Consider the following 11,746-nt stretch of genomic DNA (forward strand, 5'->3'; position numbering starts at 1 on the left):
CGTCCGTTTCCACACGAAAAGGGTGGCAGTTGCACGCGGGGTGGAAAACCAGGGCCCATGAAAACCCGGCAGGCCTTGCGGCCTCCCGCGCACAACTGCCGTAACGACAGCATCATGGGACTGAACAGGTTTCCATACCCGATCACCGAACCCTTCAGCGACCGGGCGAGCCTAGAGGGCAGGGTTTCCCACCACAATCAGACGACGCTCGACAGTTGGCGTAGGGTATTTCTTCAGGGATTACAGGGGGAGTAGGGCGAGGCCCAGGTTTCTGTAGGAGCCTTCGCAGATATTGGCTTTGAGCCTGCAACCTACTAAGCGCAACGCCCTCACCCCCGTAGGAACCGCTGCGCCAACCCCAACTGCGATTCCGCCAACTGGTGCAGCGCCTGGCTGATCTCTCGCGTACGCCCAGCCTGTTGCCGTGTGCGCTCCGTAGCATTGGCCACTTCACCCACCTGCTGGTTGATCTGCTCAGCCACCTGCCCCTGCTGCTCGATAGCCGCCGCCATCTGCAAGCTCATGCCGCTGATCTGCGCCACCTCCGCGCAAATACGGGTGAGGGCATGACGGGTCTGCTCCACGTCGGTACTCACCTTCTGCGCCGCCTGCTCGCCCTGTTGGGCGGTGGCCAGGGCGTTGCTGCTGTCGTGGCGCAGGGTTTCGATGGAGCGCTGGATCTGCTCGGTCGATTCGCGGGTGCGCGAGGCCAGGCTGCGCACCTCGTCGGCCACCACGGCGAAGCCGCGCCCGGACTCGCCGGCACGCGCCGCCTCGATAGCGGCGTTCAGTGCCAGCAGGTTGGTCTGCTCGGCGATGCCACGAATCACCTCGGTGATGCTGCCGATCGAGGCGATGGCCTCGGCCAGGCTGCCCACCGCCTGGCTGATCTGCGCAACCGACGTGCGCATCGACTGGGTCGAGCGCTGGCTGTCGTCGGACAGCCCCTCGCCGTCGCGGGCCAGCTGGTCGGCGTTCTGCGCGGCCTGGGCAGTGTCTTGCAGGTTGCGCGAAAGCGCCTGGATGGTCGCGCTCATCTGGTTGATCGCGGCGGCGGTCTGCTCGGTTTCGCGCACTTGGTGGTCCAGTTGCTCGGCGGAATACTCGACCACATCGGCGGAGGTCTGCGCTTGTTGGCGCAACACCACGCTGTTGATGCAAATGCGCGACATCACCGTGGTCATGCGGGCGCGCTGGCTGTCCATGGCCATCGCCAGCCAGGCGGTGCTGCCGGCTTGCTCGCCATACAGCGGGGCGAGCAGTGGGTCGCTGTAGGCGTGCGGGTGCAGGGCCAACAGGTCGCGCGCCAGGCGCCGCTGGCGCAGGGCAGGTTGTGCGCCAGCCAGCACGGCCAACGCCAGCGAACCCGCGCCCAGTGCCACAGGCAACAGGCCCTGCACGGTGGCCAGCAGCAGCGCCAGGCCCAGCAGCAGTTGCAGGCCATGCCCGGCCAGCAGGGCCAGCAGGCGCTGCCCAAACGTCCAGGGCGCCTGGCCGCGAGTCAGGCGCGCATACAACGCCTCTGCCCGGCGTGCCTGTGGGGCTTCGATGGGCTGGTACACGGTGCCCAGCGCCGAGAGCTTGCCCTCGTCGAACAGCGGCACCACATACAGGTTGCGCCAGAAGCGCCCACCCTGCTTGTGCCGGCCCACCACCGGCGCCGTCCACGGCACCCCGGCGTGCAGCGCCTGCCACATGCTGGCCAGCAGCTGCGGTGGCATGGCCGGGTCGTTGATCAGCTCATGGGGCTTGCCTACCAGCTCTTGCTCGGCATAGCCGGTCATGTCCTGGTAGGCAGCGTTGCAACTGAGCAGCGCGCCCTTCGGGTCGAGCCGGGAGATGGCGGGCTCGTCGAACCCGGAAACGGAAGCAGGGGCTTGCATGGCACGACTCCTTGGCAGCGACCGGTTACCAGGCCATGGACCGCTCGGCGCGCATCTTGCGCACCATCGCGTCATAGAACTTGGTGGCGAAGCCGCTCTCGCGGATCAGCATGGCAGTAAGGCCCGCGCACTTCTCTGCGATGCCTTCCTCCAGCGGGTTGTCCTCGCCGCCCAGGGCACCGGCGGCGCACTGGTTCTCGGCGGCGCGCTGCACGGTCCAGAGCAGGAAGAAGGCCTTCTCGATGGTGCTTTCGCCCACCGCGATGCCGTGGTTGCGCAGCACCAGCACGTGCTTGTCGCCCAGGCTCTGGATCATCCGCGCCTTCTCGTCGTCGAACAGGGTGATGCCCTCGAAGGTGTGGTAGCCGACGCGGCCATACAACTGCGCGCCGTAGAAGTCGTCGTGGGTGAAGCCGCGCTTCTTCTGCACCACGGCGGAAATCGGCGTGGTGTGGGTGTGGATCAGGCAATGCAGGTCTTCACGTGCGCCATGCACCGCACTGTGCAGGGCGAAGCCTGCGGGGTTGCCGTCGTACGGCGAGTCTTCGAGTTTCTTGCCGTGCAGGTCGACCTTGAGCAGGTTGCCCGGCGTCACCTCGGTGTAGTTCAGGCCGAACGGGTTGACCAGGTAGTGGTGGTCGGGGCCGGGCAGGCGCGCGGAAATGTGGTTGAAGATGGTTTCGGTCCAGCCAAAGTAGTCCACCAGGTGGTAGCAGTAGGCGAGCTTGACGCGCTGCGCCCATTCCTGGTCGCTGCAATGGCTGGGTTGGATGAAGTCGTTCGGCTGGGTCATGTGAGGCTTCCTGTTCAAGAGGCAGGGGCGCCGCGAAAGCGCGCCAGGCTGAGGATGTCGAGGGTGGTGGGCATGTGCAGGCCCTGGTAGCCGGCCAGCTCCACCACCGCATCGCCGATGGCGGCCAGTTCCAGCGGGCGGCCTTGTTCATGGTCTTGCAGCATGGAGGTACGCACCTCGCCCATGCCGGCACCCAGTTCCATGAACGTCTGGGGGTCGAAGTCGATGCGGGCGCCATAGGCGGCCGCCGTCAGCAGGGTTTCCTCGAGCACCTTGCGCACCACCGTCTGCAAACCGGGCTGGCTGTACAGCTGCGCCAGGGTCGCGCCGGTAACCACCGACAACGGGTTGGAGGTGAGGTTGGCGATGATCTTGGTCCACAGTGGGTCGCGGATGCGCTCGGTGGCGCGGGCCTCGATACCGGCCCTGGCGACCAGCGCGCGCACCCGCTCCAGGCGCTCGCTCATCTGTCCGTTCGGTTCGCCGAAGATCATCAGGTGCGGGTTGCTCGACTGCACCACGCCGGGGGCTGGGTTTTGCGCAGTGATAAACACCACGCAGCCCAGCACATGGCGCAGGTCGAGGCTTTCGCTGAGAGCGCCCTGGGGGTCGACCGCCTCGACCCGGCGGCCGGCGAAGCGGCCCTCGATGCCGTGGAAGTACCACCACGGCACCCCGTTCACTATCGGTACCACCACGGTGTTGGAGCCGATCAGGGGGGCAAGGTCCGGCAGCAGGCCGGCCAGGGCCGGAGCCTTGGTGCAGATGAACAGCACGTCCTGTTCACCGAGTTGCTCGCAGCTGTCGCTGGCAGTCACGGCGACGTGGTGCTCGCCGTCCAGGTCGCTGAGGCGGATGCCGTCGCTGCGCAGTGCGGCAAGGGTCTTGCCGCGGGCCAGCAGGCTGACCGGCTGGCCACTGGCGACCAGCCGTGCGGCGAGGGTGCAGCCGATGGCACCTGCGCCTGCAATGCAGACGCGCAGGGGGCTTGGTTGGGTCATGGGTATCTTTCCTTGAAGGCAGGCGCCCGCTCGCGAGGGCAGGCGCCGCAAGTTCAGGTAGCGAGCATTTCCTGGTGCTTGCTGGCCAGGCCCAGGTACGACTCGATCACTCGTGGGTCATCCGCCAGTTGCGCCGCCGGCCCCTGCATGGCGACCTGGCCGGTCTCCAGCACATAGGCGTAGTCGGCCACACGCAGCGCGGCACGGGCGTTCTGCTCCACCAGCAGGATCGACACGCCCTGCTGGCGCAGGGTGGTGATGATGCGGAAGATCTCCCGGGTAATCAGCGGTGCCAGGCCCAGGCTTGGCTCGTCGAGCATCAGCAGCTTGGGCTTGGCCATCAGCGCGCGGCCCACGGCGAGCATCTGCCGCTCGCCACCGGACAAGGTGGCGGCCAACTGCTCACGGCGCTCCCACAGACGCGGGAACAGCTCGTATACCTCCTTGAGGGTCTTTTCGTGGTCGCGGTGGCCGCTACGGTGGCGCTGGAAGGCGCCCAGCAGCAGGTTGTCGGCCACGCTCATGCTGCTGAACAGCTCGCGTTTCTCCGGTACCAGGCCCAGCCCGCGCGACACCATCACCTCCACTTCCGGCACCGCTTCGAGGCTGCCATCGAAGGCCACCCGGCCACGGGAGCCGAGCACGCCCATGATCGCCGAGAGCAGGGTGGTCTTGCCGGCGCCGTTGGGGCCGATCACCGTGACGATCTGCCCCTGGCCGACCCGCAGGCTGGCGTTGGACAGCGCCTCGACCTTGCCATAGGCCACGCACAGGTCGTTCACTTCCAGCACCGGGTTGCTCGCCAGGTTCTCCGGGCGCTTGGGTTCTTGTATCGGCATGTTCATCACTCCGCACCTCCGAGATAGGCTTCCAGCACCGCCGGGTTCTTCTGCACCTCGGCCGGCAGGCCGAAGGCGATGCACTGCCCGAACTCCATCACCACGACCCGGTCGACCAGGCCCATGACGAAGTCCATGTCGTGCTCCACCAGCAGGATCGCCATGCCTTCGCCGCGCAGGCGGCTGAGCAAGAGGCCCAGGGCTTCTTTTTCCTTGTGGCGCAGGCCGGCGGCGGGCTCGTCGAGCAGCAGCAGGCAAGGGTTGGCACACAGCGCACGGGCGATTTCCAGGATGCGCTGCTGACCCAGGGCCAGGCTGCCCGCCTCCACGTGCAGGTATTCGCCCAGGCCCACACGCTCCAGCTGGCGCCGCGCTTCGGCCAGCAGGCGGGCTTCCTCGGCGCGGTCCAGGCGCAGGGCGGCAGCCAGCACGCCCTTGCTTCCACGCAGATGGGCGCCGAGGGCGACGTTCTCCAGCACGCTCATCTGCGGCAGCAACTTGACGTGCTGGAAGGTGCGGCTCATGCCCATTCGCGCCACCTTGCGCGAGGGGATGCCATTGATGCGCTGGCCACGGAACAGCACGTCGCCCGAGGTCGGGGTGTCGACCCCCGAGAGTTGGTTGAACAAGGTGCTCTTGCCGGCGCCGTTGGGGCCGATCAGGGCGAGGATCTCGCCGCTGTGCACTTGCAGGCTCATGTCGTTGTTGGCCACCAGGCCACCGAAGCGGCGGGTAACGTGGCGGGCTTCGAGCAGCACCTCGCCAGGCGCCGGAGCCTCGCGCACCGGTAGTTCGGCGGCGTCCTCCAGGTGGCGAGCGGCCTTGGCCGGTTTCCAGGCGCGGGGCGCCAGGCGCAGCAGCAGCGGCCACAAACCGCCCGGCGCGCGTTGCATCAGCAGCACGATGGCAATGCCAAACACGATCACTTCGTAGTTGCCGGTACTGCCCAGCAGCTGCGGCAGCAAGTCTTGCAGCCACTGCTTGAGCATGGTCAGCACCCCAGCGCCCAGCAGCGCGCCCCAGACGCTGGCCACGCCGCCGATCAGCGCCATGAACAGGTAGTCGATGCCCATGTGCAGGCCGAATGGGGTCGGGTTGACGAAGCGTTGGGTATGGGCGTAGAGCCAGCCGGACAGCGCGGCGAACAAGGCGGCGATGAGGAAGATCACCATTTTCGCCCGGAAGGTGTTCACCCCCATCGACTCGGCCATCAGCTGGCCGCCCTTCAATGCGCGGATGGCACGGCCTTCACGGGAGTCCAGGAGGTTCTGGGTGATGAGCATGGCGCACAACAGGATGGCCCAGATCAGGTAGTAGATCTTCTCTCCCTTGTCCAGGCTCCAGCCCAGCAGCGAAATGCTCGGCAGGCCGCTGACGCCGGTATGGCCGCCCAGCGACTCAAGGGTGCCGAACAGGTAGTACAGCGACAGGCCCCAGGCGATGGTGCCCAACGGCAGGTAGTGGCCGGACAGCTTCAGGGTGAGGGCGCCGAGCACCAGCGCGACGATGGCGGTGAGGGTGAGGCCCACCAACAGGGTCAGCCACGGCGAGACGCTGGCCCAGGCCAGCCAGCCCGGCAAGTCTTGCACGGTGGTGAGGTAGGCACTGGTGTAGGCGCCGAGCCCGACGAACGCGGCCTGGCCGAAGCTGGTCATGCCGCCCACGCCGGTCAGCAGTACCAGCCCCAGCACGACGAGGGTGTACAGGCCGATGTAGTTGAGCAGGGTCACGTAGTACGGCGCAAGTACTGCGGGCGCCAGGGCCAGCACGGTCACCAAGGCAAGGATCAGGTAGCGCGGTTTCATTCATCGTCCTCCACGTGACGGCTGGTAAACGAACGCCAGAGCAGGAACGGGATGATCAGGGTGAAGACGATGATCTCCTTGTAGGTACTGGCCCAGAACATCGAGAACGCCTCGATCAAGCCTACGCCCAAGGCGCCGAGGGCGGCCGCCGGATAGCTCACCAGGCCGCCGATGATGGCGCCGACGAAGCCCTTGAGGCTGATGACGAAGCCCGAATCGAAGTACAGCGTAGTGATCGGTGCGATCAGGATGCCCGACAGCGCGCCGATGAAGGTCGCCAGGGTGAAGGTGGCCTTGCCTGCCAGGTTCGGCGAGATGCCCATCAAGCGTGCGCCCAGGCGGTTCACCGCCGTGGCGCGCAGGGCCTTGCCGTACAGGCTGCGTTCGAAGAACAGGTAAAGGCTGATGATCAGCGCCAGGGACACGGCGATGACCCACAGCGTCTGGCTGTTGAAGGTCACCGGGCCCAGGGTCAGGCCGGTCTCGGAGAACGGCGCGGTGCGCGCGCCCTCGGGGCCGAACAGCAGCAGGGCGATGCCGACCATGGCCACGTGCACGGCGATCGACACGATCAGCAGCACCAGGGAACTGGCCGAGGCCAGCGGCTGGAACACCAGGCGATACAGCAGTGGGCCGAGCGGCACCACCAGGGCCAGGGTCAGTAGCGCTTGCAGGGCCATGGGCAGCTCGGCCAGCGGCAAGGTGCGCAGCAGGCCGACCAGGCCCAGGGCATAGCCGAGCTTGAGCGCGATGCGCCTGGGCAAGCGCCAGCCGTGCTGGGCGCGGATGGCATCGAACAGGTCCATGGCGCAGTCGGCCAAGGTCAGGGCGAGCAGCAGCCACACCAGCGCGGTGGGCTGGCCGGCTTGCAGGGCGGCCATGGTCAGCGCGCCGTAGGTGACGAACTCACCCTGGGGGATCAGCAGGATGCGCGTGACGGTGAAGACCAGCAGGATCGACAGTGCCAGCAGTGCATAGATGGCGCCGTTGGTAATGCCGTCCTGGCCGAGCAGCAGGGCTATCTGGGAATTCATAGTGGTAACTCTTGATGCGGTGTGGAGCGCACAGGCCTGCCGGATATCACCCGCGCCTTTGGCGCGGGTGGACCCTGGGCAAGGGCCTGGCGCGGGCGATCACTTGCCGAGCAGGGTCCAGGTGCCGTTCTTCACCTGGATCAGTTCGCGGCCACGTTCGTCGAAGCCGCTGTGGTCGGTCGGCGTCATGTTGTAGACCCCTTGTGTTGCGGCGAGCTCGTGGCTGGCCTCCAGGGCGTCACGCAGTGCGGCGCGGAACTCCGGCGTGCCAGGCTGGGCCTTGGCGGCGGCCTGCGGGATGGCTTTCTGCAACAGCAGGCCGGCGTCGTAGGTGTTGGCGCCGAAGGTGGCTGGCTTGCTGCCATTGAGCTTCTCGTAGGCGGTCACGTACTCGCGGGCGATGGCCTTGGACGGGTGGCTGTCGGGCATCTCGTCGAGTACCAGCATCAGGCTGGCGGCGAGGATGGTGCCTTCCACCTTCTTGCCGCCAAGCTTGAGGAAGTCTGGCAGGGCGGCACCGTGGGTCTGGTACATCTGTCCACGGTAGCCTTGGTCGAACAAGGTGGTCTGCGGCAGTACCGCAGAGCTGCCGGGGGCGGCTACCAGCACGGCATCCGGGCGGGCGGCGAGCAGCTTGAGGCTTTGCCCGGTGACCGAGGTGTCCTGGCGCTGGAAGCGTTCGTTGCCGACCAGCTTGATGCCGTGCTCGGAGGCCAGTGCGCCCATCACCTTCGACCAGTTCTCGCCGTAGGGGTCGGCGGTGCCGATCAGGCCCAGGGTCTTCACGCCGCGGCGGGTCATGTCCTCGACCAGTGCCTTGGCGATCAGGTCGTCGTTCTGGGTGGTCTTGAACACCCACTTCTTCTGTTCGGTCATCGGCAGTACCACCGCGGCGGTGCCTACCGGGGCCAGCAGCGGCACGCCAGCCTCGGCGGCGAACTGGATCACGCCCATGGCGTTGGGCGAGCCGCTGGGGCCGATGATGGCGTCGACGTTCTCTTCGCTGATGAGTTTCTTCAGGGCCTTCACCGTGGCGGTAGGGTCGCTGCCGTCATCCAGGGCGATGTACTTCACTTGCTGGTCGCCGGCCTGGGTAGGCAGCAGCGGTATGGAGTTCTTCTGCGGCAGCCCGACCAGGGCGATGGGGCCGGTGGAGGAGGTGATGACGCCGACTTTTACGTCCGCTTGTGCCTGGGCAAGGCAAGCGGCGCTCAGGAGCAGGGTGGACACGGCTTTCTTGAAGTGCATGACGTACTCCGGGTTGCAAGGCTGTTGAAGAGGCAGTGGTGCACGAGGGCGTCTACAGATTGGGTCGACGCAGTGGCTGGCTGCCTTCTTGTTGTTCTTGCGCCTGGGAGGGCGCTGCCGGCGGGTTACCCACCTGACTGGAAGGATCTTTTGCACCTCCCGTGCCAGAAAACCCCGCACCAGCGTGGCCCAGAGGCGTTTTCGGCGGCTGGCAGGGGGCTTCGCGGGGGGCTTGGCTGGCTGCATTTGGCCATTACTTGGCGTGGGGTCGAAAAGCCATCCAGGCGGCGTCGCAGGTGGGGCGCAGCCTCTCTGGGGGAGGGCTTTTGAGGTGCGGAAAATCGATTTTTTTTGAGCTGTTTTTTTATTTTTTTAAGTGATTTTTTTCTGATGTAAACGTGTTTTTCTGTTCGATTATCGGCCACTTTTCTCCGGCAGCGCTGAGGTCGATATTTTCGTCGGCGCAGTCAGGTTTTTCATGATTTAGAGACAATGTAATGATTTAAAAGGATTTTTCTCTTTACAAAGGAATGACGGTGCTCAGGGGTGTTGTTACCAAAGTGCACGCTTATGTAGCGATGGGTTGAAAAAGTGCACCGAATTTACACACTTTTTCCAGTGATAATTCAATTGACTTTTCACGTAATTATTCCGATTCTTTTCCCACGCGGGCTGCTGCCCGTGACAGGTAGGCAACCAGGACAGGAGCGTCCACTGGCAGGGGCAGTGTTGCGCCCACCACTCCGGTGCCCGCCCATGAAAACAATAAAGAGGTGCTCTTCACGTCCAAGCAACGGCCTTGCTACGACCTTTTTGCAGTAAGTGGTTATAAAAACAACACTGCGGATTAACTGCCAACACGTACTTCGTTCATTAATCTGCTCCCACTCAAATGCGCCTGCGAGCGCATGTAAGAAAGGATCAAGTCCATGTTCCAGAAGAAGAACGGGCTGGTCGGCGGCGTTGCTGCCGCAGGCCTGATGGGGCTCTTCGCGCCGAATTTCGCCCACGCGGATTTCTTTGACGATCGGCAAGTCAGCCTGGGGCTGCGCAACTTCTACATCGACCGTGATTTCAAGCAAAGCGATGCGCCAAAGTCACGTATTGGCAGTTGGACCCAGGGCTTCGACTTCCGCGCGATTTCCGGTTATACCGAAGGGCCTGTGCAGTTCGGCCTGGATGTGTCCGCACAATATGCCTACCGTCTCGACGGCGGCGGTGGTCGCGGCCCGGATACCATCATTCCTTACGACGACAGCAAGGGCGAGCAGGTACGCGATTATGGCCGTGCCGCCCTTACCGCGAAGATCCGCTATTCCAAGACGGAGCTTAAGATCGGCGAGCACCGGCCAACGTTGCCGGTGGCGTTCTACGACGATTCGCGCCAGTTGATCACCACCTACCACGGCTTCCTGGTGGAGTCGAAGGAGATCGACAAGCTCACCCTCACCGCCGGACGTTTCAACGAGATCAGCAGCCGTGAGTCGTCCAACCGCGAGAAGATGTACCTGTTCAACGGCCCGGACATCCAGCGGCGCAGCGATGGCCTGAACTTCGGCGGCGCCACCTACGCCTTCACCCCGTCGCTCAGTGCAACGTACTTCTATGGCGAACTGGAAGACATCTACCAGCAGCAGTACCTGGGCGGTACCTACAACGCCGACCTGGGGGGCGGCTATGGGCTCAAGACCGACCTGCGCTACTTCGACAACCGCAAGGACGGCAAGGCGCTTTACGGCGACATCGACAACAGTTCGTATGGCGTGATGACCACCTTGCGCAAGGGCGCCCATGCCATTGGCGTGGGTTACCAGCGCATGCTGGGCGAGTCGACTTTCCCAACGCTCAATGGCTATGCGCCGCAGCCGTACCTGGTGAACTGGTCGACCATTGCGTTCGTGAAACCCAACGAGAGCTCCTGGCAGCTGCGCTATGACCTGGACTTCGCGCCCTATGGCGTGCCGGGCCTGAAGCTGATGACGCGCTACATGCGTGGCACGGGTATCGACCGTGGCAACAATGCGTTGGATGAGAACGTCGAGAGCGAGCGCAATATCGTCCTTGGCTACGTGATCCAGAGCGGGCCACTCAAGGGCGTGGGGCTGGAGTGGCGCAACATTGATGTGAAGACGCGCTATGGCAATGGCAGTGCTTCGGGGGCCGACTACAAGGAAAACCGCCTGATCACTACCTACACCTTCAAGTTCTAGAACGCCTGGCAGGCCGGCTTTGGTGCCGGCCTGCCTGTGCGCTGTGTGCGAGACGAACATGCGACTCTACGAATTGATTACCTTCACCGTGCGGGTGCGCACCCCGGCGCTGGCCATGGAGCGCCTGCGGCATAGCCTGGCGCAGGCGACTGCAGGCTGCACCTTGATGGGTTGCTGGGCTTCGGAAATCGGGCCGCTCAACCAGGTCGCGGTACTGCGTGGGTTTGTCGACGAGGCTGCGCGTCAGGCCGAGCGTGAGCGCTTCTTGCTGGCGCCTGATGCCTTTGGTGTCGAGGAATATCTGCTGGACATGAAGGTTGAGAACTACACGCTGTTTCCCTTCCTGGAGCCGTTGGCGCCTGGGGGGCATGGGCCTTTCTATGAGCTGCGCGAGTACAACCTGGTGCATTCGGGGTTGGCGGCTTGCATGGCGGGGTGGGAGACGGCCATCGGGCCTCGTACTGGCGAGGGGTACTCGGCGGTGTATGCGGCGTTCTACGCAACCGATGGGCGTACGCCGCGGTACTTGCATATCTGGCCGTATGCGACTCAGGAGCAGCGGTTGGATGTGCGGGCGCGGGCGGTGAAGGATGGGGTTTGGCCGCCGGAGAATTCTGGGCCTTTGTTACGTGAGATGCATTCCACGCTTTACCTGCCGGCGGGGTTTTCGCCGTTGTACTGATTCTGCGTTATACCTCCACGCTCCACTTGCGCCCGCAGGTTTCTTGCGGGCTTTTTTTCGTTAGGCATGAGCTTTTCTCCAGCGAGCGCGCAGCGCCCCGCACCCGCTCTTGCCTTTGCCTTTGCCTTTGCTCTTGCTCTTGCTCTTGCTCTTGCTCTTAGTGCGCAACAGTCCAGACGACACAAATTGCGACTTACAGGAGGCCGAACGGAGGCGTCTGGAGGGCCATGGCGCGCAGCGCCCTTCGGCGC

9 protein-coding genes are annotated in these 11,746 nt (G+C 64.5%); 2 read left to right on the forward strand and 7 right to left on the reverse strand.

The annotated features are described in order from the left end of the window. Positions 1–329 precede the first annotated feature (329 nt). From RAC97_RS24235 to RAC97_RS24265, 7 genes are all read right to left on the reverse strand, one after another. Complete coding sequence (locus RAC97_RS24235) at positions 330–1,883, reverse strand: methyl-accepting chemotaxis protein (protein WP_375102169.1); 1,554 nt, start codon at positions 1,881–1,883, stop codon at positions 330–332. A gap of 25 nt (positions 1,884–1,908) precedes the next feature. Continuing rightward, positions 1,909–2,676: a class II aldolase/adducin family protein gene (locus tag RAC97_RS24240; RefSeq protein ID WP_375102168.1), complete on the reverse strand. Its 768-nt coding sequence runs from the start codon at positions 2,674–2,676 to the stop codon at positions 1,909–1,911. A 14-nt stretch (positions 2,677–2,690) separates the two neighbouring features. Further along, on the reverse strand, positions 2,691–3,677 hold the full coding sequence (locus RAC97_RS24245; RefSeq protein ID WP_375102167.1) for a ketopantoate reductase family protein: 987 nt from the start codon (positions 3,675–3,677) through the stop codon (positions 2,691–2,693). Positions 3,678–3,730: 53 nt separating this feature from the next. Next, a complete protein-coding gene (locus RAC97_RS24250) occupies positions 3,731–4,522 on the reverse strand; it encodes an ABC transporter ATP-binding protein (RefSeq protein WP_375102166.1) in 792 nt (263 codons plus the stop codon). Next, on the reverse strand, positions 4,522–6,321 hold the full coding sequence (locus tag RAC97_RS24255; protein ID WP_375102165.1) for an ATP-binding cassette domain-containing protein: 1,800 nt from the start codon (positions 6,319–6,321) through the stop codon (positions 4,522–4,524). The genes RAC97_RS24250 and RAC97_RS24255 overlap by 1 nt, the downstream gene beginning before the upstream one ends. Further along, the gene (locus RAC97_RS24260; RefSeq protein ID WP_375102164.1) at positions 6,318–7,355 is read right to left on the reverse strand and encodes a branched-chain amino acid ABC transporter permease; all 1,038 of its coding nucleotides are present in this window, start codon (positions 7,353–7,355) and stop codon (positions 6,318–6,320) included. Before RAC97_RS24260 ends, RAC97_RS24255 begins: the two co-directional genes overlap by 4 nt. 99 nt (positions 7,356–7,454) lie before the next feature. Further along, complete coding sequence (locus RAC97_RS24265; RefSeq protein ID WP_375102163.1) at positions 7,455–8,603, reverse strand: ABC transporter substrate-binding protein; 1,149 nt, start codon at positions 8,601–8,603, stop codon at positions 7,455–7,457. 929 nt (positions 8,604–9,532) lie between these two features. Here RAC97_RS24265 and RAC97_RS24270 point away from each other — a divergent pair. Both RAC97_RS24270 and RAC97_RS24275 read left to right on the forward strand, forming a co-directional pair. Then, entirely contained in the window at positions 9,533–10,813 is a 1,281-nt protein-coding gene (locus RAC97_RS24270) for an OprD family porin (protein ID WP_375102162.1), read from the forward strand. Positions 10,814–10,871: 58 nt separating this feature from the next. Continuing rightward, a complete protein-coding gene (locus RAC97_RS24275) occupies positions 10,872–11,495 on the forward strand; it encodes an NIPSNAP family protein (protein ID WP_375102161.1) in 624 nt (207 codons plus the stop codon). Positions 11,496–11,746 lie beyond the last annotated feature (251 nt).

Source organism: Pseudomonas sp. LS_2 (genome assembly GCF_042709235.1).
In the GTDB taxonomy this organism is placed as follows: domain Bacteria; phylum Pseudomonadota; class Gammaproteobacteria; order Pseudomonadales; family Pseudomonadaceae; genus Aquipseudomonas.

Bases quoted from the DNA above. Each gene is read 5' to 3' on its own strand.
- RAC97_RS24245 (WP_375102167.1), bottom strand. From the start codon at position 3,677: ATGACCCAACCAAGCCCCCTGCGCGTCTGCATTGCAGGCGCAGGTGCC.
- RAC97_RS24265 (WP_375102163.1), bottom strand. From the start codon at position 8,603: ATGCACTTCAAGAAAGCCGTGTCCACCCTGCTCCTGAGCGCCGCTTGC.
- RAC97_RS24255 (WP_375102165.1), bottom strand. From the start codon at position 6,321: ATGAAACCGCGCTACCTGATCCTTGCCTTGGTGACCGTGCTGGCCCTG.
- RAC97_RS24235 (WP_375102169.1), bottom strand. From the start codon at position 1,883: ATGCAAGCCCCTGCTTCCGTTTCCGGGTTCGACGAGCCCGCCATCTCC.
- RAC97_RS24240 (WP_375102168.1), bottom strand. From the start codon at position 2,676: ATGACCCAGCCGAACGACTTCATCCAACCCAGCCATTGCAGCGACCAG.
- RAC97_RS24250 (WP_375102166.1), bottom strand. From the start codon at position 4,522: ATGAACATGCCGATACAAGAACCCAAGCGCCCGGAGAACCTGGCGAGC.
- RAC97_RS24260 (WP_375102164.1), bottom strand. From the start codon at position 7,355: ATGAATTCCCAGATAGCCCTGCTGCTCGGCCAGGACGGCATTACCAAC.
- RAC97_RS24270 (WP_375102162.1), top strand. From the start codon at position 9,533: ATGTTCCAGAAGAAGAACGGGCTGGTCGGCGGCGTTGCTGCCGCAGGC.
- RAC97_RS24275 (WP_375102161.1), top strand. From the start codon at position 10,872: ATGCGACTCTACGAATTGATTACCTTCACCGTGCGGGTGCGCACCCCG.